The sequence below is a fragment of the Thermodesulfobacteriota bacterium genome, assembly GCA_035559815.1.
Classification (GTDB): domain Bacteria; phylum Desulfobacterota_D; class UBA1144; order Nemesobacterales; family CSP1-2; genus DATMAT01.
The window spans coordinates 1-23973 of sequence record DATMAT010000023.1 but is presented as its reverse complement, the minus strand read 5'-3'; the positions used below and the strand labels follow the sequence as shown (position 1 = coordinate 23973).

Here is a 23973-nt window from a genome sequence, read left to right as displayed (position 1 = left end):
TCTTCTCCAGATAGGTGATGAATTTATTTTAGGCAATGGACTGATATACTTTTGATGGTTTATAGTGCACCGAGAACTTTCTAGGGTTACTACTCCTCAAGCTCGACGTTCCAGTAAGAAACGTCGACAAAACTGAGAAACGGCTCCCACTCCTTATACCTTACCGCTTTTATGTAAATATTAGAGAACGGGTCCCAATTGGGCTTTTTGGGCCTGGTTATGAGCTTCATCCGGGCTTCGTCGGGAGTCCTCCCGCCCTTACGCCGGTTACAATCAACACAGCAACAAACTACATTTTCCCATATGCTCTTGCCGCCGATAGACCGGGGGATTACATGGTCTATAGTCAGCTCTGAGCGGGGGAACCTTTCACCGCAATACTGGCATATCCCCCCATCCCTCCTGAAGATGTTGATGCGGTTGAATTTCGCCTCTTTCCTGGGCATACGGTCATATCTTATGAGCATTATGACCCTTGGAATTCTGATCACCCGGCTGACCGTCTTAATTGCGTCCTCATCTCTCACCGATGAAATGTCTGCCCACGATTCAAAGTCAAAGGTTTTATAATCCCCTCCGACCGCCTTGGCCACTCCTCCATAGAGCATAATAAAGGCCCTCTTCACATTTGTTACCGTGACCGGTACAAAATAACGATTCAGGACCAAAACGGGTGATGTCAGCATGTTAAGTTAAAAATCTACCTATTTTTAATCTACGGTTCAAGCTAAAATTCCTACTATGTTCATAGAGTTATGCACGAATTCCCCCTCGATTTATTGCCCATTCTATTACAAACACATTAAGAATCTGTTAAATCTTTGTTAGCGGAGTTTTTGGTCTCAGCCAAATTTTTATTATGTGTAAGCTTCAGTTAGATTATTATACTCAACGTCACGGAGAAAAACTATGGACAATCTTCACACCATGCTTATTATCCAAGTGATTCTTTGGGTTATTCTGTTTTTCTTTATTTATTACCTCAGAAAAAAAAGTAACGAGACCAAAAAAGAGCTAGAAACGTTGAAGGACGCCTGGGAGAAAAAGAGGAGCGGAAGTTAATGTACCCGGAGATCATCAGGGTCGGAGATTTTACAATTTCATCCTTCGGCGTCATGGTGGCAATCGCTTTCCTGGCCGCCTATTGGGTTTCATCACTCGAATTTAAGAGGAAAGAACTGGATGAAAAGCTACTGAGCAATCTCTTCATAGCCTCCATGGTCGGGGGAATTGTCGGGGCGAAGATCCTTTTCCTTATCGAGAACGTTTCTCCCTCCGAAATAGCCAGAAACCCGGTCGAATATATATTCTCCCGGGGAGGTCTTACCTTCTATGGGGGATTTTTCTTGGCAGCATTTCTGATATGGGTCATCTGTCGCCTGAACAATATAAACACTTGGAAGATCTTGGATGCGATAGCCCCCTCTATTGCCATTGGTCACGCCATCGGACGCATAGGATGCCTTCTAGTAGGGGATGATTATGGCGTTCCCACAAACCTGCCCTGGGGTATGGCTTTCCCAGAGGGACTTCCTCCGACGAGAGAAAAGGTGCATCCCACCCAAATTTATGAAACCGTCCTATTAACAATTATTTTCGTTATCCTGTGGAGAGTCAGAAAGAAAGAGAAACCGGATGGATGGTTGTTTTCCCTATTTCTAATACTTGCCGGAACCGAAAGGTTTCTTATAGAATTCATAAGGGCGACGACGCCGAGCCCCATCCCCGGCCTCTCCCTGGCTCAGTTAATGGCGCTGGGAGTGATTGTTGTGGGAGTCGTTAAATTGATTCAGATTCGTACTTTGAAACCTACTACAACAAGTGAAGTCAAAAGAAGCAAGAAAAGTCTGAGGTAAAACTTGTCCAAAATAAGAGATTACTTCATCGCCAAAACAAAACGGCTCCAATGACAGCAATTATCCCTCCGCTCCTTGGGGAAAACCTGTCCTGATCTTGTCTAAGGGTCCATGTTTCGACCGAGTTTATCTTGAGCACAGTCGAAAGGCTCACCATGAAGGCAGATATAAAACTCGTAGCAATACTATGCCCTTCACCCTGAGCGGAGACGAAGGGTGAGCAGGACTAAAAATCCATTTCAACAAATAGGATTAGGATGGCGCTCGCATAGCAAACATAAAAGAGGGTAATCCGATTTTAAATAGACGTTTTTATCTATCTAAAGACCTTGTTTTACTAGTATGAACCTTTGGTTTTTAATTATTTTGGACAGCACTGTGTCTTAGCCCCGTATCAATAGGAAATTGTGTTTCTATTTTATAATTGCTAATTTGAAAATTGTCTTCATTCAGTAAAAGCCCTAAATATTTTTCAAGAAATGCTTTGTCATTCCGAATAAAGTAGCCTATACACTCTGTGACAAAATTTTCCAGTGGTTTTTTATCAGGTCTAGGTCTATACCCGAATAAACTTGCAAATAAATTTGTATTCATTATCCCTGCCAAATGATAAACAATCAGAGTCTATTAAGTTGCTAGTATCACAGAAACATCTTAATCTCAACAGGTCAAAACTCAGGTATCTTATTTAATCAAAATAATGAAAATCACCAAGATTGACTTACTCCTTTCCGCCATCTCCGGAGTTCTCTTTCCCATCGCATTCATCGTCCCATACGGATGGATCCTTGCCTGGTTTCTGCTGGTTCCTCTTTTTATTTCATTGGAAAATAAATCCCCGGTGAACGCCTTTCGACTGGGACTCTTGGTCGGAACCGTCACCAATGTCCTCGGCACCTACTGGATTATCGGAACGCTGGTCCGGTTTGGCGGATTTCCTTATGTAATCAGCGCTTTATTTCATATCATCCTTAGTATGTATTCGGGTCTTTCGTTTGCACTATTTGCCTATATATCAGCCAAGCTCCGCCTCTTCCAAAAACCGGGATTACTCTCGGCACTTCTCATCGCCTCCGTCTGGACCTCGATAGAGTTTCTCTTTCCCTACCTTTTCCCTTACGGAATCACCAATTCCCAGGCTAGCTTCATTCCCATAATTCAAATATACGATTTATTCGGAATGTACTCTCTCAGCTTCCTAATCGTCCTGGTAAATGTAACCTTGACCAGGCTAATAAAGAGTTTTAGAGAAGCCAGTCCAAAACCGAGTTTAGAAATAGTAACATGCTTAGCGCTTCTCGCCCTTACCATAGCATACGGGTTCTGGAAAATAGGCATCGAAGATAAGAAAATAGCGGATGCTCCAAGAATCAAGGTGGGAATAGTCCAGGCCAACTTTGACTTCTTCGAGAAGAACGAGGATAACGAAGACGCCATATCGGAGAGACATAGGTCAATGTCACAATCGCTTGATTCGCCCGACCTGGTTATCTGGCCGGAAACCGCCGTTCAGGCCTGGATTCCTCTGTCCTCGGACTCTCTGTCAGACGACGGCAAAAGTATCGTTCCCCAGGTTGATGGCACCTATTTTATGGTGGGAGGGTTATCCTACAGCATCAATAAAGTCAGTCCCGACGGCACTATATCCGATGAAGACATAAACCAATTCAATACCGCCTTCCTCACCGACCCCCAGGGAAAGATTCTGGGAAGATACCACAAGATAAAACTCCTTCTATTCGGCGAGTACTTACCGTTTTCCAAATATATTCCTTCTCTCAAAAAACTAAGCCCGGCCACCGGGGATTTCATTCCCGGAAGTGAACTCAATCTATTCGAGATTAAAGAAAAGGACGTAAAAATTGCCCCGCTAATCTGCTACGAGGACATCATCCCCTCTTTCAGCAGAAGGTTCGTCAACCAGGGAGCCAATCTAATCGTAAACCTTACCAACGATGCCTGGTTCGGCCGGTCAACCGCTCCATACCAGCATCTTCTTCTTTCCATACCCCGAGCCGTGGAAACAAGGCGATACCTTATCCGGTCGACGAACACCGGTATAAGCGCGGTAATCGACCCGGTGGGGAGAATCGTCGCAGATACGGGGATATTCGAGCAGGCCACACTCGAAGAGGAGGTTGGAATTATGGATGGAGAAAAAACGCTCTACACAAGAACCGGGGATATCTTTTCCTGGGGATGCTTGGTTTTTTGGGTAGGTTTTGCTGTGATAACAAAATTTTCTGCCACCAAGACACGAAGACACAAAGAAAAAATGTTTACAGGTTAACGGGTTCGCGCAAACCTATTACTATGTTAGTGTGTTTACGGGTTAGCGGGTTGAAAAATAAACGAGTGAACACATTAAGTTGCAAACCCGTTAACAACTCCATTCGTGCCTTAGTGTCTTTGTGGTTAGAATTAAGAAGAAACGACTTTAGCTAATGCCTCTAGAAACTCGTCATTCTCTTCGGGCGTTCCGATGGTAACCCGAAGGCAATTCTCCAGCCTCCCCGGAGAATTGAAATTCCTAATGAGCACTCCCCTTTTTATCAATTCGCCAAAAACCTTATCCGCATCCTTCACCCGGAATAGAATGAAATTAGCATCGCTGGGGAAAGCCTCTATTCCAGGTATGACTTTTAGTCCTCTATACACCCTCTCTCTTTCCCTTATTATCAACTGGACATTCTCCTTCACAAAAGCAGAGTTCTCCAATACCACCTCTGCTATTCTTTGGCTGAGAGAGTTCACGTTATAGGGAAGACGCACTTTATTGACCTCGCCTACCAGGTCGCTCCTACCGAACAGTATTCCCACCCTTATTCCGGCAAAACCGACTTTGGACATCGTCCTCAGGATCATGAGGTTCTCGTATTCCCTTATAAACGGAAGAAAGGTTTTCCCGGAGAAATCGCTATAAGCCTCGTCCACGACCACTATGCCCGCGGAGTTCTTTAGAATCTCCAGAATCCGGTCATCGGAAAATGAGTTTCCGGTGGGATTATTAGGCGTGGCCAGAAAAATCAAATCCGGATTTTTCCTCCTTATCTCCCGGAGCGTTGCCTTGATATCTATGTCAAACCGGCTGTCCAGGTCGACCGGAATTTGATCTAGACCAAGAGAAATACCGATTATCCTGAACATGGAAAAGGTGGGGACCGGATAGAGCACCCTCCCGGTGTGGCCGGAAAAAGTCCTCATGAGCATTTCTATAAGCTCATCCGAGCCATTCCCCACGAGAATACCATCGGAGGGAAAACCAGCCATGCTGGAAATCCTTTCCCGGAGGACGGTGGCATCCGGGTCCGGATATCTGTTGACCGGTATTTCACCTATCTCTCTTAGGACCCTCTTCAATACCACGTCAGGCAGCCGGAAAGGGCTCTCGTTTCCGTCAAGCTTGACCCGGCAATGAAAAAGAGGCACTGAATACGGCGAAAGCTCCCTTACACCCTCCCTAACCCTAGATTTCGCGGAAACTGGACCCTGATTTTTTGTTTTCGCCGGGATCTTGGCAATATCCCTTTTTACATTCTTCATTTCCTGCTCGATCTCCACTATGCACTGATTACAAATCCGCGCTTTCTCTCCCTGGAAAACCATCCTTTCTCCGCCGTGCTCCTTTTTACAAAAAGAGCACCTTCCTCTCCCCTCAAATACCTGGCCCATGCTGAATTCATCCACTATCTCCTTGACCAGGTTAAGACAATCCGCACAGATTGAAGATTCTTCTTTCTGGACAATTGCTTCCGTTTCTTCAGATAGAATATTGCAGAATGAACATCTTAATTCCACAGTTATTTATCCTTGATGTATTTAATTTTATAAACCCAGCCCCTAGGAAAATCATTCGCTCCACATTGAGAGTCCCTTTATCCTGCCAAAGTCTTTCCGGTTCCCGGTAGCGATTCTTAGATTATTCACCTTAGCTATCCCGGCAATCAAGATATCCCTTACTCCGATCAATTGCCCCTTCCTTTTCAGCTCTACATAAATTCTTGCCGCCTCATCGCTACTTGACTGGTCAAAAGGAAGAACTTTAAACCCCAGGAGACATTCGGTTATTATTTCTCTTTCCTTAGGTGTGTTTGCACCGCAGAAAAGCTCAAACTGGGAAATGCAGGTGGTGTATGGGACCTGTCGCGTAACGATATCGGCGAAGAGCTGAGCCCCGGGTAATCGTCCCCTCAGGTGGTCTATTATTATGTCGGTATCTATGCAGACCGGATTTTCCATCCCGAGAATGATTCCTTCACCTCACGAACCCTTTTTTCAAAATCTTCGCTGTCCAGCGCTCCCCTGGTGGAAAGCATTCTCCTAGTGATTTCCTTCTTGCTATCTATCTTTACCCCTCTTTTTCTCAAGTATTCTTTGAGAGCTTCCCTTATTATATCGGTCATGGTAACTCGTTTTCTCTCCCTTTTGCTCATCTTAGCAGCCAAATCCAGTAGGTGTTCTTTTATCTCTTCGCTGAGATATATAGTGGTTTTCTCCATATTGCAAATATGACATACTGACATATATATGTCAAGTTAGCTATGTCACGATAAACCAAAGAGAATTATAAGGTTAAATCGATTCATGAGCGATTCTCAAACCTTGCTTTAACCGATAAGGCATGAGCCTCAAGCCCCTCGCTATATGCAAGCCTGGTGACAGATTGCTCTAGTTCCTTGAATCCGCTCTCTGAGACCGAAATGACGCTGGGCATCCTGAGAAAATCATAAACGCTCAAGGGCGAGGAGAACCGGGCCGCCCCGCCGGTCGGAAGCACGTGACTAGGGCCGGCAACATAGTCGCCGAAAGCCTCTGTGGACATCCCTCCCAGGAAAATCGCCCCGGCATGTTTTATCCCGGGAAGAATAGACTTAGGATTCTCTACACATAACTCCAGGTGTTCGGGAGCTATAGCGTTAACAGCAGAAACGGCATCCTCCATGCTATCAACCACGAAAATCTTCCCTTGATTCCTCACCGCTTCTTTGGCGATCTCCCTTCTTTCCAAGGTCTTTAATCTCTTTGATATCTCTTTCTTCACCTCGTCTGCAAATTCGGACGAATCGGTGACCAGGATGGGAACAGCCATCTCATCGTGCTCTGCCTGAGCCAGAAGATCGGCCGCTATCCACCCGGGCGGAGTGCTTCCATCGGAGACTATCAAGACCTCGCTGGGTCCGGCAATCATGTCGATGTCCACCTCTCCAAAGACCAATTTCTTGGCAATGGTGACATAGATGTTTCCCGGGCCCACTATCTTGTCCACCTTCGGAATGGATTCTGTTCCGTAAGCCAGGGCGGAAATCGCCTGTGCTCCGCCGACCTTATAAATCACATCCACCCCAGCCATGGACGCAGCGACCAGAACCACCGGATTAACCTCCCCACGGGGACAAGGGGAAACCAATACTACCTCTTCTACGCCGGCTACCTTTGCCGGAATGGCCGTCATGAGAACGGTGGAAGGATAAGCAGCCTTACCCCCAGGAATATAAACACCTACCCTTTCCAGAGGCCTTAGCAGCCATCCCAGTTCGTTCCCCAGGGAATCGGTAAACGTTTTTTCCTGCGGGAGTTTCATCTGCTGGTAGAAATGTATTCTGCTAGCGGCAACAGTAAGAGAGGATTTTATCTCCGGGGAGACCTTTGCTTTCGCCTCTTCAACTTCCCTAGTGGAAACCTTGACCGTTTTGGTGGATAGCTCGACCTTGTCAAACTTTTTAGTGAATTTAAATAGGGCTCTATCGCCGTCCTTCCTGACAGCTTCGACTATTTTTTTTACCGCTGACTCAACACCGGGATCAAAGAGCTTTGACTCTCCTCTCAGCCCTTTTAATTTCTGGGCCAGGTTATTTTTTTTTAATCGGATTATTCTCAATATGGAGAAGGATTATACACAGGAGGGGAGAAGAATCAAAAATAACATTAGATGTACTTGTTCATCGATATTGAGCTATTGCTACTTTGCCGCCTGTTGTCCCTTCGATTCGTGCTCTGCCCGGTTTTCTCCAACACCGCTTTCTTCCACTTCGCGCGGTTTAACCACAGAGGCAATGACGGAAAAGGACAGCACCCCGGCAATCACCCCGAGAGCCAATTCCACCGGCATTTTATAAAAGCCGGATATGAGCATCTTAACCCCAACAAATACCAGGATAAAAGAAAGTCCGTAATGAAGATAGTGAAATAGCCTCATAACCCCAGCTAACGCAAAATAAATTGCCCTTAATCCCAGTATGGCAAATACATTGGAGGTGTATACTATGAACGGGTCGGTGGTTATGGCTAGTACCGCCGGTATTGAATCCAGTGCAAACATAACGTCCGTTGTCTCTACCACCAGGAGGACGACGAATAGAGGGGTGGCTAAGTATTTCTTGTTTATGTACACGAAAAAATGCCCGTTATGGTAATCCCGGGTGACCGGCACGAACCTGCGGAAAACCCGGAGTACCGGGTTTTTCTCTGGGTGAATCTCCTTGTCTTTTTGAAAAGCCAGCTTAACCCCGCTCAGGACGAGAAAGCCGCCAAATATGTATATAATCCAGTGAAACCTCTCGATCAGGGTTATACCGGCAAGAATAAATATGATGCGCATGACGACCGCTCCCAGAATGCCCCAAAAGAGCACCCTATGCTGGTAGGTGGAGGGCACGTTAAAGTAGGAAAAGATCAGCAAAAAAACGAACAGGTTATCGACGCTCAGCGACTGTTCTATCAGATATCCGGTGAGGAATTCCAGGGCCACCTTAGGCCCCTTCCAGAAATAGACTCCCAGGTTGAAAAGAAGGGCCAGGCTGATCAAAACGGCACACCAGAGAAGCGCCTCTTTGATCTTGATAACATGGGCCTTTCGATGGAATACACCCAGATCTAAAATGAGTATGAGTGCTATGAATGCATTAAAACCAACCCAAAATAAGACTTCATTCGACATAACGAGCTCCTCTTCTTAAAAGAAAAACACCTTTCATAATCCTGAAATAATCTTTGTATTGAGGGTCTCACTCAAATTTGACCATTAACTTTACCCGCTAACTGCCACCACTCTCTTCGCTCATTCGATTTATATTTTCAAAGTAAGGTATTCTACCTTGATTTTCTCCGATAGTAATAATTCCGATTATTTTAGCAGGATTTATCATCACTTGATTTCCTTCAATAATTTGCTAACTTGTTAATCAAAACCTTTTATTCCCCTTCGGAGGGTCTAGAAATGAACATACTGGGTATTCTATCATCATTCTTAATTCTAATTCTTCTTATTGCCCCCGCTCACGGAGAGGAATTAAATGGTAAAGATAACTCCGCTCCTTTAGGGTTCGAGTTTGGGATCTCCAGGAAAGACGCAATTAAGATTATAGAATCGCGTGGCAAAAAAATCCTGGATAAAACAACCGACTCAAAAAAAATAAGAACAATCGTCATAGACGGTGCAATCGTAGAACTGCCGTTAAATAGTGACAGTTTTCAAACAAGCCTAGAATTCTTCGACGATAAACTCATGGCTTCCTCGCTTCTATTTAAGCCCGCCGACTCATCTGAATATCAGGAATTAGAGACGGAACTCTCCAAGTTTCTCACCGATACATACGGAGAGCCCGGGGAGAAAGAGGATGTGCTGGGCTTAAAGGCCTGGACCTGGCACGTTCCCGACCTTAAAGTGATATTGAGCACTAACCCTAAAAATTACACGGCAAAAGTGCAGTATATTCATGAACCCCTTAATGAAAGCAGGGTAAGAAAAGAAATCCTGGAGCGGCATAGAGGAAAAGTTTCTGAGCCGGCCAAGGAGATGTTTCTTGACGGCAATTACAGCGTGCCCAGTCAGTACAAGCAATAACAAACTTGTCCCAAATAAGACATTTCTTGGCAGCCGAAAGAAAGTGTCATCACCTGTTTTGAGTCCTTTAGTTAAGTTTATACTAAGTGTATCCAATGTGCCGGATAACCCAATGTGAAGCAATAAACTCCATAAACAATAGGGGTTCATTATTCCCCCGGTTTAACCAGGGGACCCCGCTCAGAATGAACGGTTTTCTTATTTCTTAAAACATTTTTAGCGGATGAAAAATACGCTCATCCTGAGCCTGATGCTGATGTTGTTATTCCGAACCCTGTCCAGATAGTCGAAGAGATGGATTATTTGATTTCTGATTTTTTGGACGGCAGTGAGGCAACAAATAAACCTCAACATCAAGCTTGGACCCGATGAGAAACTACTTTCGGGAATAGAGCCAATTCATATACTTCTACACATCCTCTCGGAGTAAAAAACTTAAAATCGGTCGAGCCAGCAGTATTTCCAGCCAAACTCTTTCCATCAATACCTAGTACACTTTTTTACCTCGTTTAAATTCGAATCATCCGATTCAAGAAATCCATAAGCATGCGCCCACTCGTGCTTGAGAAGAGGCAATATTCCTTCCCGGTTAAAAGCTTTGTAATTGACTATTATAAGCTCATTCCTCGAATCGTACTCGCCGTTACACCTTCCTCCGTGGTACTTGCATTCAAAGGTTCCGTTTACCACGGATATCAGATACCGTCTGGCCTTTTCTCCTCTGTCCTTAATGCCCATACATCCGCTGAATTCTTTGAACTGCTCGTCCACCTCGGCCATTATTTTTCCTCTTTTGTCAGAGAGACCCTTGACCGCGGTTACTTTAAGTTTGTACACCGGTGTGGTCTCGCTGGGTAGGCTTTTTAAATCCTCTTTCTCCACCTCCTTGGGGTCAATTACCGTCGACACCCTGCCTACGTTGGCACAGGAGATAGTCATCGGTAGAAGTAAAAGAATTATCAGTTTCGATTTTTTCATCTCCTAACTCCTGTCCAGTTCTATTCCGAAATTAATACCAGCACGCCGGTATAGGTAAACAGATAATTCGTTTGCCTGAGCGGGGCCAACTCGGAATTCCCGAAAAAGCCTACTATCGGCACCTCCCCTAATGCCTGTGTGATGTAAGCGGTGTCGATCCCCTGATAGCCGTAGAGGGACGAGCCCCTAGCACAGCAGTTGAAGTAGAAACCAAACTTAAATCGCTTATCGGGCTGGCTCGAAGACAGCAAACGCTCGAGCATCTGCTTCAAGTCCTCGCGAGCCATGGTAGGATGGCGGAGAGTGAAGCTCATAACCTGTCCCTCCCTTACATTCTCGGCAACCCCGATAATCCCGGTATCCGGATTAAACCCGAGCAGGTTTCTCACCAGATAATCCCCGCCTTTTATCTCTTTTTCTTCCGGGTCTAGAGGGAATGCGGCAAAAACAAGACGCATGATCTCTCTTGGATTCTCACGTATGCTTGCCGGAATAGACTCTTTCAAGACTTCGAAGGCAGGGCGACCGTCGAGCTCAAAAATAATGTTTGTCTCCGCCTTGGTAATAGTGCATGGCAATCCCACCGGTTGACAGCCCTGGGTGATTCCGATCCTATGCCCGAAGTTCCCCCGGAGAAAAAGCCCGGAAACCGCCCCCGGTGAAACTAGGTCCCCGCAGAATTCATAGGTCTCACCCATAGCCGGATGCTCAGAAGCAGCAGCACCTACCACCGGTATCTCTCCCAATCTAGACTCGACCCCTCTAAGAAGAAGCTCCGGGTGTATGTTAAAAGGGTCGGGAAAAAGGGTAAGAAGTCTGTTCCCGCCCTGGATAGAAAGCAATTGCTCTCCGATTTCTATTCCGGTTTTAAGACCACCGTCTCCGGAATGGCGCACTAGTAATGGAGTACCCTGCATCGTATCCGAGGACACGGCCAGGACCACCACCCCCGGGTCTCCTTCTATCTCCGAAGAATTAGAGAGAACACCTACGGCACTGCACCCAGCTATGCTTACCGTTTGGGCGACCTCGGATACCTTTGTCAAAATCTCCCGGTACCTGGCGCGATGAGGAAAGGTTGAGAACACCAGAGCCCAATCGGCCTTATTCAACCCTCCCAGCTCCATTGCTTGAGAAGCAGCCTCTATTGCTGCTTGAACGCTGTCCTGGTTAGTCGAGCATCCTGCCCCTGCTTTTATCACCGGCTTATTTCCTCTTCATTAAACATAATAAAGACATTATTTTCTTTACTCAAATTAAAATCAGCTCACTTCCTTTTAATCCCTTGGAAAGCCCAGCGGATTAATATCTGCACATTCCTTCGTTGCACAAGGACAGACTCTGAATTTATCGAAGAGTGAGAATTGATAAAATATTCCTCGATAAGCCCGCCCGGAGTAAGACCGAGAGGCTCATAAGGAACGGTTTATTCTGACCGCATTGATTAACTCACTCTTCAAGCTGTGTAAGACCGTCTATAAACCTAAATTCATAAACCCTGTCCCATCGACTTTTTGATTTTAGACTCCACTTTATCTGTGCATATTTTGCATCTCTTTGGAAACCTTATTATGGCGGAATCCCGCGGGAAGATGCAGGCAAAGGTCCAATCCAGTGCGACCTGGATTTGTTTCTTAAGGCCTACCAACTTGAGGAGATGTATGGCGTTCCAGAAAAGCCAGGCGATGAAGCCACCTATTCTAATTCCCTTTATGCTAATCAACGCATCATTCATACCCAGGGAGACCAACATTCCGGACGGGGTAAAAGAGTATTCCTCTAAAGGTTTATTCTCGATGGAATTTATGATGTTCCGGGCCGCGACCCGGGCTTGCTCGATGGCTACAGGAGCTACCGGCTGTGAGGATTTTCTAGGACTCGACCCCTCTACCATAGCGTTATCCCCAACCGCATAAACCTCGGGGAAGCCGGGAATCTGTAGATAATTATTGACCAATACCCTTCCGAACTTTCCTTTTTTAACCGGAAGCGAATCTAAGACCGGATTTGCTTTAACCCCTGCTGTCCAAATTACAACCCGAGACCTTATTACCTCTTGACTGTTGATTTCAACGCCCCCTTCAAAGCACCTGGTAACCTTAGACTTGGTCCTTACCTCGATTCCATCCCTGACCAATTTTCTCTTAGACCTCTTGGCTAAGTACTGGTCAACGCCCTCCATGATTTCATCCGCAGCTTCCAGGAGCACTATCTTTACGTCCTTGAAATCGATCCCTCGGTACTGTCCCACTGCCTGCCTGTGTATGAAATCCCTTAACTCTGCCGTAAGCTCAACCCCGGTGTAGCCCCCTCCCACTATTACGAAGGTGAGCATTTCTCTCTTTAAATCCGGGTCGTCTTCGTGGTCGGCGTGCTCAAGAATGTCTATGATATGGTCTCTTAATTCAGCGGAATCCTCCAGGGTTTTAAGGGCAAATGTATTTTTCTCCGCCCCAGGGATATTGAAATAATTGGTGATGCTCCCTAGAGCCATTACCAGATAATCATAAGGTACCTCACTCTCTAAAAGACTTACCCGCTTTTCATGAAGGTCAATCCCAACCACTGAATCGCGTATGAACCTGAATTTTCTATCCCTGCGGATGTCTCTAGTCGTCTGGATGATATGCCTGGGCTCTATGTAAGATGAGACGATCTGAGGGAGGAGAGGGGTAAATAGTGTGTAGTTCTGATTACTTATGAGAAAAATCTCCACACCGCTATTCTTGTGGAAATGTTCCTCTAGGTTGAGTACCGCTTCCATACCCCCAAAACCCGATCCTAAGACCACGATTTTCGTCATTTTTCAGTTTGATAGAAAAATAGCTTGAAAGAGGATAATAGCCTCTTAAAAAAAAAGTATAACATATGGATACCGGGATGAGACCTGAAAACCACGCCTGCTGTAGAGACGACCCGGCGGGTCGTCTCTACCTTATAATAATCATTTGACCCATCCGGTAGCAGATCACACAACTCTCCAGGATATGATTCTCTCCGGAATGATTTTAATAACCGGAAGGTTCAGGCCGGTGAGATTCATCCGCTCATATTGGACATATTTTTGGGTTAAAAGCCTAAGGGATTCCTGATACTCCTGGCCGCTTTCAATTAGCTCCGCCTTACCGTGAATGATAATATAGGAGAGCTTATCCCAGTCCTCATGATATTCGTCGATAACCAGGGAAACATACGGGTTTTCCATGATATTTTTAATCCTCTTTAACCCTCTAACCGATACCCGTTTGGGTTTTTTGTCGATCGGAGTATAAATGTTCATGCCGTCGTAGGCATAGCAAATAGGAACAACCAGCGGCTTCCCAAATCTATCCACGGTGGCCAACCGGGCCACCCTATGAGAGAGTATAAATTGATTTTCTCCGTCCGTAAGCATAATCATGGTGAAAAGATTTCCTGTCCATTCGTACCCAGCCTGGACAACAATAGCATCCTTCAGATTAGCAAAGGTTTTAGGAACGCATGTATGAGTTCCCTACGTTCAACCTCATAACCCGGGGAAGGCAATTGGTAAACTTGAATTATTGCCCCTTTATTTTATAATAACTTGTTTTTAACATAAAGGCTGATAACGTTTTTCTTCTCAGTGAAACCAAATGGAAGCCATTAAAATTTTTAGTGGAACTTCAAACGTTCCCCTGTCCGAAGCGGTGTGCAGATTCCTTGGAGTTCCTCCGGGCAAATCCGAGATCAGGAGGTTTAGCGACGGCGAGATATTCGCCGAGATATCGGAAAGCGTCCGCGGGGCCCATGTCTTCGTGATTCAATCCACTTGTCCCCCGGTGAATGAAAATATCATGGAACTATTGATTATTACCGATGCCCTGAAGAGGGCTTCGGCCAGAGCCGTCACCGCGGTCATTCCATACTACGGCTATGCCCGGCAGGACCGCAAGGTCCAGCCAAGGGCCCCGATATCGGCAAAACTGGTCGCAGACATCATAGTTAAATCGGGTATAAGCAGGGTGGTTACCGTGGACCTCCATGCCGGCCAGATACAGGGTTTCTTCGACGTCCCAGTCGACCATATTTACGCCACGCCGATCTTCATAAACTATTTAAGAAAGAAGTTCATCGAAGATGATATAGTCATAGTCTCACCCGACGCCGGGGGGATGGAAAGGGCTAGGGCATATGCAAAGCGACTCGACGCCGGGCTGGCCATGACCGATAAAAGACGCCCTGCCCCAAACGTCGCCGAGATAACCTACGTTATCGGTGATGTCCGGGGTAAGACTGCGATTATAGTAGATGACCTGGTCGACACCGCCGGCACAGCGGCGCAGGCCGCTAAAGCCCTGGCAAAAGAGGGGGCAAGACGCGTTGCCCTCTGTTGCACCCATGGAGTACTCTCCAGCAACGCAGTCCAAAGGATTGAAGAGTCGCTTCTCGAGGAAGTGGTTATAACCGATACGATTCCTCACGGGGAAGATACCAAGAACAGCAAGAAAATAAAGATCCTGAGCATTGCCGACCTGCTCGGCGAAGCGATAAGAAGAATAGCCGTAGGAGAATCCATAAGCACTTTATTTAGCTAGTTCAACCAAAAAACTATAAACATCCAGGAGTTTAGACATGGCACAGAGTACCTTGGTCGTTAAAAAAAGGGAGGGAGTGGGAAAGAGCGCGGCGAGAAAGGTGAGAAAGGAAGGAGCCGTTCCGGCCATAGTTTACGGAAGAGAAACGGAACCCATCCCCATAGTAGTTAACCTGACAGAGTTTAAAAAAGCCCTCTCCACAGAGGCCGGGGAGAACACCCTGCTTGAGCTTCATATAAAGGACGACGGTGAAGAAATTACCAAGCTAGCCCTTCTTCGCGATATCCAGTTCGACTACCTTACCAGCCGTCCCCTCCACTTCGATTTTCAAGAGGTCCTCATGAAGGAAAAATTGACGGTGAAGGTGCCGGTGAGGATCATGGGCAAGGCAGAAGGGGTTAAGTCAGGAGGAATACTTGAGGAAATACTCAGGGAGATAGAAATTGAGTGTCTGCCGGCGGACATCCCCAACTATATAGAGGTTGACGTATCAAACCTGGGAATCGGTGACTCTATACATATCGGCGATTTAACCATATCCGAAAATGTCACCGTGCTGCACGAGCCGGATGAAACCATAGTGACAATCCTCTCACCTACTGTGGAAGAGGTAGTGGCACCAGCCCCGACCGAAGAGGCTGCCGCCCAGGCTGGAGCCGAAGCAGAGGCCAAGGAGGGGGAAGAGGAATAAATAAGGATGATTTTAGTCGTAGGCTTAGGCAACCCCGGAAAAGCGTATTCCCGCTCAAAACACAATCTTGGCTTTATGGTGGTTGACGAGGTTGCTGCCAGGATTGGGGCAACCCTCAACAAGAAGGGCTTTACCGCCCTTTACGGTGAAGTAGTGCATGGAGAGAAAAAACTCCTACTTCTCAAGCCCCAGACATACATGAACAGGAGCGGTCAGTCGGTCTCCCAGGCAGCAGAGTTTTTTAAATTAGCGGCACAGGACATTATAGTGGTCTACGATGAGATGGATCTGCCGCTCGGGAATTTAAAGATCAGGTTGGGCGGGGGTAGCGCCGGGCATAAAGGAATTGAATCCATAATAGCTCATCTCGGAGATGATAACTTTGTGAGGGTGAGAGTGGGAATTGGCAAGCCCGAAGAGAAATCCAAAACGGTAAGCCATGTTCTATCGCACTTTACGAAAGAGGAAACCAGCATATTAGAAGTTATGGTCAATAGAGCGGCCGACGCCGTCTTGGAGATAATCACCAGGGGAGTGGAGAGTGCCATGAATAAGTTTAATAAAAAAAATGATAGTCCGCATTTACTCGACCGGGCAAGTTCCGAATAAAAATCAAAAGGAGGATAGATAAATCATGAACGAGGTAATTGCTGCCCTTCTTGGGCCCATTGTCGCTTTGGTAGTACTGGGATATGCCTACCTCACATACAGGGAGATTAGGTCGCTGCCGGACGGCACCGATAAGATGAGGGAGATTTCCTCAGCTATACACGAGGGAGCCATGGTGTTCCTGAGGAGGGAGTACAGAATAATAGCAATTTTCGTGCTTGTTTTGTTTATTCTACTTTCTATCTTCATAGGTATTTGGGCTGGAGTAGCCTACCTAGGGGGGGCAGTTTGTTCCATGGCCGCGGGCTTTTTCGGTATGAAAGCGGCTACAAAAGCCAATGTAAGAACCTCTCAGGCCGCGGCAACAGAGGGCCAGGGAAGAGCGCTCACCGTCGCATTCAAAGGCGGAAGCGTCATGGGTTTATCCGTCGCCGGCCTCGGCCTTCTGGGCCTGGCTGTAGCTTATGCCATTGGGATAGGACTCCCGGACAACCCCACCGAATCTACTGCTCTCATGACCTTTGTCCAGAACTTTGCCGGCATAATCGGAGGGTTCGGAATGGGCGCTAGCTCGGTTGCGCTTTTTGCCAGGGTAGGAGGAGGAATCTATACCAAGGGCGCGGATGTAGGAGCAGACCTTGTCGGAAAGGTAGAGGCTGGAATCCCGGAGGACGACCCCAGAAACCCGGCCACGATAGCCGATAACGTCGGTGACAACGTGGGCGACGTAGCCGGAATGGGGGCGGACCTGTTTGAATCCTACGTTGCCGGCGTTATAGCCACAATCGTGATTGCCGCCGGGATGGAGAGCCACCAAATAGCCCTCATGTCTCTGCCCATAGTCCTTATTGTTATTGGAACCGCCGCCTCGGCTATCGGTGGAAAGAGCGTCGAGTGGTTCAAGGACCTGGACCCTCAACTCGTCCTGAGGCGGGCCACCTTTTATACCGGCGGAATCTATCTTGCCGCCTCTCTCATAATCATACTTATAGCGGCATTGGTCGATGGAATTCCATTCGGACAGGCTCTGGGAATCTATGGCGCAGCAGTGCTCGGGCTGGTCGCCGGGATCGCCATCGGCCTTTTCACGGAGTATTACACGTCCGGTTCTCCCATAAAGAAGATAGCCGAAGCATCCAAGACCGGTGTGGCTACCAACATAATCGAAGGATTATCCGTGGGAATGATTAGCACAACGCTTCCGGTAATTACCATAGCCATTGCTATCGGGCTCTCCTATGCCTTTGCCGGTCTTTACGGAATAGGCATCGCCTCGGTGAGCATGTTGGCAACGATAGGAATTACCATGTCCGTGGATGCATACGGGCCGGTGGCCGATAACGCCGGAGGGATTTCAGAGATGTCCGGGCTCGGGCATGATGTCAGGAAAATCACGGATAAACTGGACTCCCTTGGAAACACCACAGCCGCCATCGGAAAGGGCTTTGCCATCGGTTCTGCCGCCCTTGCCGCACTGGCTCTATTCGCCGCTTACACAAAGGCAGTCGGACTGAACGTTATAGACCTTACGAACAGCAAGGTCGTAGCCGGAATGCTGCTCGGCGGCACGGTTCCTTTCCTCCTCGGAGCGCTGACCATGGGAGCAGTGGGAAGGACAGCGCAGAAGATGGTGGCAGAGGTAAGAAGGCAGTTCAAAGAGATAACCGGTCTTCTCGAAGGCTCCGGGGATGCCAAACCGGACTACGCATCCTGCGTGGCAATTAGCACAGACGCGGCGCTCAGGGAAATGATAATCCCGGGGGTTATCGCGATAATCAGCCCTCTCATAATCGGCTTTATCTTGGGGAGGGAAGCCTTGGGTGGATTCCTGGCCGGAGCGGTCGTGACCGGCGTCATGTTGGCGCTGATGATGGCAAATTCAGGCGGGGCGTGGGATAATGCCAAGAAATACATCGAAGAAGGGAATCTGGGGGGGAAAGGATCGGACCCTCATAAGGCGGCGGTAGTCGGAGACACCGTCGGAGACCCGTTTAAGGATACTTCGGGACCGGCGATGAATATTCTCATAAAGCTCATGTCCATCGTGTCACTGGTAGTCGCGCCTCTTTTGATCTAGCAAGTAGGGCGTAATTATCCGGCCCCAAGCCAACGCAAATTGATGCCAGTGAAAATAAACAAGATGCAGGATACACGATAGAAGATGGGTATAACTTCCATGTGCCATAAATCATGCATCGTGCATCATTATTACCGTGTAAATTCGTGGCCAACTGGTTAGCCACAAGGTCGGATAGAAATGGGTCTTAGCTGTGGCATTGTAGGTCTCCCCAACGCCGGGAAATCAACCATATTTAACGCCTTAACCTCGGCCAAGGCTCTTGTAGCAAATTACCCATTTACCACCATAGAGCCAAACGTGGGCATAGTAAATATTCCGGATGAGGTGCTTCTCCGTCTTTCCGAGATTATAAAGCCGGAGAAGTTGGTACCCAGCACCCTTAAGTTCATCGATATCGCCGGGCTGGTCAAAGGAGCGAGTCAGGGAGAAGGGCTTGGAAATAGGTTCCTAGGGCAGATCAGAGAAGTAGATGCTATCGTACATGTGGTAAGGTGTTTTGAATCGGGCATAGCCCATGTTTTCGAGAATATAGACCCAAGACGTGATGTGGAAGTAATAAATCTCGAGCTTTTGCTGGCTGACCTGGAAACCCTGGAGAGAAGGATAGAGAAGGTAGAAAAGGTAGCTAAATCAGGAAGCAAGGAGGCGCAGGCGGAATACGGTTTTCTCGAACGGATGAAGGAACAAATCGCCAGGGGAAAAGCGGCGAGGCTCTTCCCGGCACAAAACGAGGCGGAGGAAAGGATGCTGAACGAGCTTAACCTGCTCACAGCCAAGCCCGTTCTTTATGTGGCTAATCTTCAGGAAAAGGACGGGAATGAAGCACACATAGAAGCCCTGAGGAAGATAGCAGAAGAAGACAATACAGAGCCGGTTGCAATCTACGGCAAATTAGAGGCTGAGATAGCCGAGCTTCCTGAGGAAGAGGCCCGAGAGTTCCTGAGGGAGATGGGTTTAGACGAATCCGGGCTCAAAAGGCTGGTTAAAGCGGCCTACAAGCTGCTTGACCTGGTCACTTTCTACACCACAAACGGGGTGGAACTCAGGGCCTGGAGCGTAAAACGCGGGACCAAAGCCCCCCAGGCTGCCGGTAAAATCCATAGCGATTTTGAAAAGGGGTTTATCAAAGCGGAGGTGGTATCTTACCAGGATTTTATAAGATGCGGCTCGGACGCCAAAGTAAGAGAACTAGGGCTTTTAAGAATAGAGGGCAAAGAATATCAAATTCAGGATAAAGATATGGTATATTTTAGGTTCAAAAATTAATCCGTTACACGGCGCCTTTGCTCCGGGTCGGAAGTCCAAAACGGAGGCAAGTAATGTCAAAGCTAAATTATTACGAAACGCTCTATCTTACCCGGCCTGACCTTACCGATGATGAACTGGCTAAGGTGCAGGCAAGGATAAATGATGTAATCTCTAACCATGAAGGAGAGGTTTTCAAGTCGGATAAATGGGCCGAAAGAAACCTTGCTTACAGGGTCAATAATTACTCCAAGGGCATCTACTACATCTTGGTTTACAAGGCGCTTCCGGGCGTGGTGGCCGAGCTTGAAAAGAACTTCAAGTTCCTTAACACCGATGTGCTCAGGTTCGTCACTCTGAGGATAAAAGAGGAAGCGGCTTTAAAAGACAAACCAGTTTCGGAAACACAGTCCGTTTAAGGAGGCCTACAAAACCATGGAAACTACCAAAGAAAAAAAATTTTTCACCCGAAAGAAGGTATGCAAATTCTGCACGGAGACAGCGGAGATAGATTATAAGAACACCGACCTGCTTTCCCAATTTATAACCGAGAGAAAGAAGATATTACCCAGAAGAACCACCGGACTCTGTGCATATCATCAAAGAGAGCTAGCGTCGGCCATAAAGCGAGCCCGGGTTATGGCTCTACTTCCGTTCACGGTTCTTCATTGATTTCCCGTTATTAACAACAATTGTAGGGGTGACCCGGCGAGTCGCCCCTACTACGTTCAGGAGGCAACAATGAAAGTAATCCTTATAGACGACGTCGAGCCCTTTGGTAAAAAGGGAGAAGTAAAGGAGGTTAAAAAGGGACTGGCCAGAAACTACCTTCTTCCTAGAAAACTAGCGGTCGAAGCAACACCGGGAAACCTAAAACTCTGGGAACAGCAGAGACAGGTTCTGAAGAAAAAAGAGGAGAAAGCCAAAGCTGAGGCGGAAAGCCTGGCTTCCAAGCTCCAGGGTGTCACCTGTACAATCCCGGCTAAGGTAGGAGAGGAAGATAGATTATTCGGCTCGGTGACTTCTCAGAACATATCCGATGCCCTGGCTAAACTAGGATTCGAAATCTCCAGGAAGGACATAGAGCTCGACGCACCGATTAAAACACTCGGGACCTATGATGTCCGTATAAAACTTCATTCAAATGTGGGCGCGAGTATCAAGGTTGAGGTAGTGAGAGAAGAAGATTAAATTCGTAAATTTGCTTTCTGGTAGGGGCTCAAAAATTTGAACCCCTACATTATTCATCTACCCGTTTGTATCATCTCCTGAAGGGTGATCTTTTTATAACCGGCCGGGGGCTGGAACTCGCTATCCGACAGCTCCGCTTCGTTGATCTTGACTATCTCCTCTATATAGAGGGTGTTGTCAGAGGAATAATCCACCGACCTGGTGGGGAAACCGGATTCATATATTTCTTTGAATATCCTTTCTCGTTCATCCAAGCCGGAATATTGTAGGCCAGCCCGTTCGCTTATCTTTTTTATCTCACTCATATAACTGGCCATCTTCTTCATATCCAGCTCTTCTTCGAACTTAATGTCATTGCTTATCCAGATCTCTTCGCTAAGCTTGCCGTCTTCGTAAATTTCGTACTTCTTAGATTTATAGCCCGCTATCGTCTCCGTCGCATCCGTTTTCTTCAAGGTTATCTTCTTGGGCGTGTTTGTTTCTCCGGGAAGAGTCATCCCCTGGGCTTTCATCATCTCCTCGGCCCTGGCCCTATCCTCAGGTGGAAGCTGGGAAAGCTGCTTCTCCAATTCGCTCTTCATCCGATTGGTCATCTCTTGAATGAAATTAAAATATTCCTTGGGAGTGGTGACTATGTATCTTTTTCCTTGATTATCTATCTGAATCATCTCCCCGGTGTTCAAGTCGAATATGGCCACAGCTTGTCCGTTCTGCTCCTCGACGAACTTGATTTTATTGTCATTAATAAAAATCTTGCCCTTTTTCCTGGCCGAATCACCCTTTTTGTAGGCCACCTGCTCCATGATAAACCCGGCGTGCGCCTCCCCTAACCGGCCTAACGTAATAACTAAAAGAAAAACTAAAAATACTTTCCAATACTCCTTCATCTCAACCTCCTGGCACCTTGTTTTTTGAAGTCCGATAAAGTTAACCTATAAATCGGAAACTGACTAGGGTCCTTAGAACTGAGGTGGGTTGTTTGGTATGACCATAACTATTGACGGACACCCCATTTATGATAGATTAACACAATAGAGCGAGTTAACGCTCTTGTAGTTATACCGTTTCTACTGTCATTGCAAGAAACAAATAGACGGGACAATCGGATAGAAGGTGCCATACTAAACCTTATCCTGGTTAGAGGTTGAGTAATGGCGAGGAATCTTGAAATGACCCTATGATAAGATTTCTCCCGGAGTTTATTCCTACGCTTCGCTCGGGACAGACTCTGAGCATAGCGAAGGAGTCGAAATGACAGCAGGAAGCAATTGACAGTACGGTGCAACCCCATGACAAATTACGGGGGATTATAAATTTAAAGGGAGGTAGTTTAAGATATGGCTGAGAAACAAGGGCTTTTTGCTCCGGTCGGGGAAAAAGAGATTACCAGAGCCATTGTAGATGAATTTTCAAAGGAGTTCTCAGATTACGTAACCAGCGACGTGATAATTGTAGGCGGAGGCCCCAGCGGCTTGGTTGCAGCTAAGGACATCGCCAAAAAGAGATATAAAGTCCTCCTGGTAGAGAGAATGAATTACCTCGGCGGCGGTTTCTGGATAGGCGGATATCTGATGAATAAAATCACGGTAAGGGACCCTGGACAGAAGGTTTTGGATGAGATAGAGGTGCCCTACAAAGAGGTCTCCGACGGCCTTTACGTGGCTGACGGCCCCTATGCCTGCTCGAAGTTAATCGCTACGGCATGCGAAGCAGGGATGAAGGTCGCCAACATGACCATGTTTGACGACCTGGTTTACCGGGAAAACGGCCGGGTAGCCGGCGTGGTCGTAAACTGGACCCCGATTTCCAACATGCCAAAGGAGATTACCTGCCTCGACCCAATAGCGCTTGAGGCAAAACTGGTTATAGACGCTACCGGCCATGATGCCTACCTGGTATCTAGACTGGCAAAGCAAGGCCTTTTCAAGAAATTACCGGGGCATGGTTCCATGTGGGTGGAAAAATCCGAGGACGCGCTTGTTGAATATACCGGTGAGGTTCATCCCGGCTTGATTGCCTGCGGAATGGCCGTAAACAGCACATACGGACTGCCCAGAATGGGGCCGACCTTCGGCGGAATGCTTCTCTCCGGGAAGAAAGCGGCGGAGGTGGCAGTAAGCATACTTCAGGAGCAAGCCCGGGCTTAAAACAACAAATTGATAAGAAACGCATACCTGTCCTTAGGAAGGATATGCGTTCCCTACATTATTCCTGTATGGGCAAATGGCAATCCCTGTTAGTTCACCTCCCACGCTGAAAACGTGGGCAGATAAGCTTAAGCGAGGGTTCACCCCGGTTGTCATTCCCGAGTAAGCGGGAATCCAGTCTTTAATTATGGACCCCCGATAAAAGAATTCGGGGATGACAGAAAGGGCGGATTCCAGATTGATCCTCCGGTTTAACCGGGGGGCGAGAATCACAAACCCGTTTCCTGACCTTAATCCAGTTAGTTCGTTCACGACTTAATCCTAGATACTTATATCTTAAAAACAAATACGAGACTCAACACGAAGGTCTCCGACTCGGTTTGTATGAAGAAAATAGTATTGTCTAGTTCATCCTGATCGCAAAAGAAGGTTCCTATGCTCCGCACACAGTTTTCCATCAAGCTGGGTCTTTAAGACCTCCTCCTGCCAGTGGGAATTAAAAAGGCAACACGACGGGTTATCGCAGAAAGGACTCCCGGTAAGCTCGTAGAAAATAGCCTGAAGGGTATAAGATTTTAAAACAGGCGTGATTCTTTCGTCGTCGTACTCAATAAATCTTCCTTTATAAATCTGGTCGAGCTCCCTTACATCCTTCCCCGCTCGTATGAAACCGGCCTTCAGCCAGTAATAGTCCTTTGGCCTGGCCGGGGCTTCTACTATTCCTGAAGTTGAGATTAAAGATGGAAGTCCGGTAAGTATTACTCTGGCGTGATACCT

General features: G+C 47.1%; 25 protein-coding genes. 13 read left to right on the top strand and 12 right to left on the bottom strand.

Annotation, left to right across the window (positions count from 1 at the left end; translation table 11 throughout):
• Positions 1–89: 89 nt before the first annotated feature.
• Positions 90–686, bottom strand: a complete 597-nt coding sequence (locus VNN20_05700; GenBank protein HWP91672.1) for an HNH endonuclease — start codon at positions 684–686, stop codon at positions 90–92.
• A gap of 223 nt (positions 687–909) precedes the next feature.
• On the opposite strand from VNN20_05700, the gene VNN20_05695 reads away from it, so the two are divergent.
• The 3 genes from VNN20_05695 (at position 910) to lnt (ending at position 4146) form a co-directional block, all read left to right on the top strand.
• Complete coding sequence (locus tag VNN20_05695) at positions 910–1062, top strand: hypothetical protein (GenBank protein ID HWP91671.1); 153 nt, start codon at positions 910–912, stop codon at positions 1060–1062.
• Positions 1062–1856 (top strand): prolipoprotein diacylglyceryl transferase, encoded by a 795-nt coding sequence (gene lgt, locus VNN20_05690; GenBank protein ID HWP91670.1) that lies wholly within the window; start codon positions 1062–1064, stop codon positions 1854–1856. Before VNN20_05695 ends, lgt begins: the two co-directional genes overlap by 1 nt.
• A gap of 700 nt (positions 1857–2556) precedes the next feature.
• On the top strand, positions 2557–4146 hold the full coding sequence (gene lnt, locus VNN20_05685; GenBank protein ID HWP91669.1) for an apolipoprotein N-acyltransferase: 1590 nt from the start codon (positions 2557–2559) through the stop codon (positions 4144–4146).
• A 131-nt stretch (positions 4147–4277) separates the two neighbouring features.
• Here the strand turns inward: lnt and hisC are convergent, their stop codons facing one another.
• The 5 genes from hisC to VNN20_05660 form a co-directional block, all read right to left on the bottom strand.
• Positions 4278–5654 carry a histidinol-phosphate transaminase gene (gene hisC / locus VNN20_05680; GenBank protein ID HWP91668.1) on the bottom strand — a complete coding sequence of 459 codons (1377 nt, stop codon included), beginning with the start codon at positions 5652–5654 and terminating at the stop codon, positions 4278–4280.
• Between the two features lie 51 nt (positions 5655–5705).
• On the bottom strand, positions 5706–6095 hold the full coding sequence (locus VNN20_05675) for a type II toxin-antitoxin system VapC family toxin (protein HWP91667.1): 390 nt from the start codon (positions 6093–6095) through the stop codon (positions 5706–5708).
• Positions 6074–6355 carry a hypothetical protein gene (locus VNN20_05670; protein HWP91666.1) on the bottom strand — a complete coding sequence of 94 codons (282 nt, stop codon included), beginning with the start codon at positions 6353–6355 and terminating at the stop codon, positions 6074–6076. The genes VNN20_05675 and VNN20_05670 overlap by 22 nt, the downstream gene beginning before the upstream one ends.
• An 83-nt stretch (positions 6356–6438) precedes the next feature.
• Positions 6439–7734, bottom strand: a complete 1296-nt coding sequence (gene hisD, locus VNN20_05665) for a histidinol dehydrogenase (GenBank protein ID HWP91665.1) — start codon at positions 7732–7734, stop codon at positions 6439–6441.
• Positions 7735–7815: 81 nt separating this feature from the next.
• A complete protein-coding gene (locus VNN20_05660) occupies positions 7816–8793 on the bottom strand; it encodes a TerC family protein (protein HWP91664.1) in 978 nt (325 codons plus the stop codon).
• 279 nt (positions 8794–9072) lie between these two features.
• Between VNN20_05660 and VNN20_05655 the strand changes: the two genes are divergently transcribed.
• Positions 9073–9699 (top strand): hypothetical protein, encoded by a 627-nt coding sequence (locus VNN20_05655; GenBank protein HWP91663.1) that lies wholly within the window; start codon positions 9073–9075, stop codon positions 9697–9699.
• A gap of 480 nt (positions 9700–10179) precedes the next feature.
• On the opposite strand, the gene VNN20_05650 is transcribed toward VNN20_05655, so the two are convergent.
• The 4 genes from VNN20_05650 to VNN20_05635 form a co-directional block, all read right to left on the bottom strand.
• Positions 10180–10677, bottom strand: coding sequence for a hypothetical protein (locus VNN20_05650; GenBank protein HWP91662.1), 498 nt, complete (start codon positions 10675–10677; stop codon positions 10180–10182).
• Between the two features lie 20 nt (positions 10678–10697).
• Complete coding sequence (locus VNN20_05645; protein ID HWP91661.1) at positions 10698–11879, bottom strand: FIST N-terminal domain-containing protein; 1182 nt, start codon at positions 11877–11879, stop codon at positions 10698–10700.
• Positions 11880–12166: 287 nt separating this feature from the next.
• Positions 12167–13480, bottom strand: a complete 1314-nt coding sequence (locus tag VNN20_05640; protein ID HWP91660.1) for an NAD(P)/FAD-dependent oxidoreductase — start codon at positions 13478–13480, stop codon at positions 12167–12169.
• Between the two features lie 165 nt (positions 13481–13645).
• Positions 13646–14077: a TIGR03668 family PPOX class F420-dependent oxidoreductase gene (locus VNN20_05635; protein HWP91659.1), complete on the bottom strand. Its 432-nt coding sequence runs from the start codon at positions 14075–14077 to the stop codon at positions 13646–13648.
• 214 nt (positions 14078–14291) lie between these two features.
• Between VNN20_05635 and VNN20_05630 the strand changes: the two genes are divergently transcribed.
• From VNN20_05630 to rplI, 8 genes are all read left to right on the top strand, one after another.
• A complete protein-coding gene (locus tag VNN20_05630) occupies positions 14292–15233 on the top strand; it encodes a ribose-phosphate pyrophosphokinase (GenBank protein HWP91658.1) in 942 nt (313 codons plus the stop codon).
• A gap of 37 nt (positions 15234–15270) precedes the next feature.
• Positions 15271–15924: a 50S ribosomal protein L25/general stress protein Ctc gene (locus VNN20_05625; protein HWP91657.1), complete on the top strand. Its 654-nt coding sequence runs from the start codon at positions 15271–15273 to the stop codon at positions 15922–15924.
• Between the two features lie 6 nt (positions 15925–15930).
• Positions 15931–16533, top strand: coding sequence for an aminoacyl-tRNA hydrolase (pth, locus tag VNN20_05620; GenBank protein HWP91656.1), 603 nt, complete (start codon positions 15931–15933; stop codon positions 16531–16533).
• A 25-nt stretch (positions 16534–16558) separates the two neighbouring features.
• Positions 16559–18610, top strand: a complete 2052-nt coding sequence (locus VNN20_05615; GenBank protein ID HWP91655.1) for a sodium-translocating pyrophosphatase — start codon at positions 16559–16561, stop codon at positions 18608–18610.
• A 180-nt stretch (positions 18611–18790) separates the two neighbouring features.
• Positions 18791–19879 carry a redox-regulated ATPase YchF gene (ychF, locus tag VNN20_05610; protein ID HWP91654.1) on the top strand — a complete coding sequence of 363 codons (1089 nt, stop codon included), beginning with the start codon at positions 18791–18793 and terminating at the stop codon, positions 19877–19879.
• 53 nt (positions 19880–19932) lie between these two features.
• A complete protein-coding gene (gene rpsF / locus VNN20_05605; GenBank protein HWP91653.1) occupies positions 19933–20277 on the top strand; it encodes a 30S ribosomal protein S6 in 345 nt (114 codons plus the stop codon).
• Positions 20278–20293: 16 nt separating this feature from the next.
• Positions 20294–20530: a 30S ribosomal protein S18 gene (gene rpsR, locus VNN20_05600; protein HWP91652.1), complete on the top strand. Its 237-nt coding sequence runs from the start codon at positions 20294–20296 to the stop codon at positions 20528–20530.
• Positions 20531–20599: 69 nt separating this feature from the next.
• Positions 20600–21049, top strand: a complete 450-nt coding sequence (rplI, locus tag VNN20_05595; GenBank protein ID HWP91651.1) for a 50S ribosomal protein L9 — start codon at positions 20600–20602, stop codon at positions 21047–21049.
• A gap of 53 nt (positions 21050–21102) precedes the next feature.
• On the opposite strand, the gene VNN20_05590 is transcribed toward rplI, so the two are convergent.
• Positions 21103–21936 (bottom strand): DUF4412 domain-containing protein, encoded by an 834-nt coding sequence (locus VNN20_05590; protein HWP91650.1) that lies wholly within the window; start codon positions 21934–21936, stop codon positions 21103–21105.
• 450 nt (positions 21937–22386) lie between these two features.
• Here VNN20_05590 and VNN20_05585 point away from each other — a divergent pair, with 450 nt between their 5' ends.
• Positions 22387–23196: a sulfide-dependent adenosine diphosphate thiazole synthase gene (locus VNN20_05585; GenBank protein ID HWP91649.1), complete on the top strand. Its 810-nt coding sequence runs from the start codon at positions 22387–22389 to the stop codon at positions 23194–23196.
• Between the two features lie 408 nt (positions 23197–23604).
• Here VNN20_05585 and VNN20_05580 read toward each other — a convergent pair.
• Positions 23605–23973, bottom strand: a 369-nt coding sequence (locus VNN20_05580; GenBank protein HWP91648.1) for a DUF6775 family putative metallopeptidase, incomplete at its 5' end; no start/stop codon positions are given.

What these genes read in the sequence shown, in the direction of transcription:
- VNN20_05660 (HWP91664.1), bottom strand. Translation starts at nt 8,793, where the DNA reads ATGTCGAATGAAGTCTTATTTTGGGTTGGTTTTAATGCATTCATAGCA.
- VNN20_05630 (HWP91658.1), top strand. Translation starts at nt 14,292, where the DNA reads ATGGAAGCCATTAAAATTTTTAGTGGAACTTCAAACGTTCCCCTGTCC.
- lnt (HWP91669.1), top strand. Translation starts at nt 2,557, where the DNA reads ATGAAAATCACCAAGATTGACTTACTCCTTTCCGCCATCTCCGGAGTT.
- VNN20_05675 (HWP91667.1), bottom strand. Translation starts at nt 6,095, where the DNA reads ATGGAAAATCCGGTCTGCATAGATACCGACATAATAATAGACCACCTG.
- pth (HWP91656.1), top strand. Translation starts at nt 15,931, where the DNA reads ATGATTTTAGTCGTAGGCTTAGGCAACCCCGGAAAAGCGTATTCCCGC.
- VNN20_05585 (HWP91649.1), top strand. Translation starts at nt 22,387, where the DNA reads ATGGCTGAGAAACAAGGGCTTTTTGCTCCGGTCGGGGAAAAAGAGATT.
- VNN20_05670 (HWP91666.1), bottom strand. Translation starts at nt 6,355, where the DNA reads ATGGAGAAAACCACTATATATCTCAGCGAAGAGATAAAAGAACACCTA.
- VNN20_05640 (HWP91660.1), bottom strand. Translation starts at nt 13,480, where the DNA reads ATGACGAAAATCGTGGTCTTAGGATCGGGTTTTGGGGGTATGGAAGCG.
- rpsF (HWP91653.1), top strand. Translation starts at nt 19,933, where the DNA reads ATGTCAAAGCTAAATTATTACGAAACGCTCTATCTTACCCGGCCTGAC.
- VNN20_05625 (HWP91657.1), top strand. Translation starts at nt 15,271, where the DNA reads ATGGCACAGAGTACCTTGGTCGTTAAAAAAAGGGAGGGAGTGGGAAAG.
- rpsR (HWP91652.1), top strand. Translation starts at nt 20,294, where the DNA reads ATGGAAACTACCAAAGAAAAAAAATTTTTCACCCGAAAGAAGGTATGC.
- VNN20_05695 (HWP91671.1), top strand. Translation starts at nt 910, where the DNA reads ATGGACAATCTTCACACCATGCTTATTATCCAAGTGATTCTTTGGGTT.
- rplI (HWP91651.1), top strand. Translation starts at nt 20,600, where the DNA reads ATGAAAGTAATCCTTATAGACGACGTCGAGCCCTTTGGTAAAAAGGGA.
- lgt (HWP91670.1), top strand. Translation starts at nt 1,062, where the DNA reads ATGTACCCGGAGATCATCAGGGTCGGAGATTTTACAATTTCATCCTTC.
- VNN20_05635 (HWP91659.1), bottom strand. Translation starts at nt 14,077, where the DNA reads ATGATTATGCTTACGGACGGAGAAAATCAATTTATACTCTCTCATAGG.
- VNN20_05700 (HWP91672.1), bottom strand. Translation starts at nt 686, where the DNA reads ATGCTGACATCACCCGTTTTGGTCCTGAATCGTTATTTTGTACCGGTC.
- VNN20_05615 (HWP91655.1), top strand. Translation starts at nt 16,559, where the DNA reads ATGAACGAGGTAATTGCTGCCCTTCTTGGGCCCATTGTCGCTTTGGTA.
- VNN20_05590 (HWP91650.1), bottom strand. Translation starts at nt 21,936, where the DNA reads ATGAAGGAGTATTGGAAAGTATTTTTAGTTTTTCTTTTAGTTATTACG.
- VNN20_05655 (HWP91663.1), top strand. Translation starts at nt 9,073, where the DNA reads ATGAACATACTGGGTATTCTATCATCATTCTTAATTCTAATTCTTCTT.
- VNN20_05650 (HWP91662.1), bottom strand. Translation starts at nt 10,677, where the DNA reads ATGAAAAAATCGAAACTGATAATTCTTTTACTTCTACCGATGACTATC.
- ychF (HWP91654.1), top strand. Translation starts at nt 18,791, where the DNA reads ATGGGTCTTAGCTGTGGCATTGTAGGTCTCCCCAACGCCGGGAAATCA.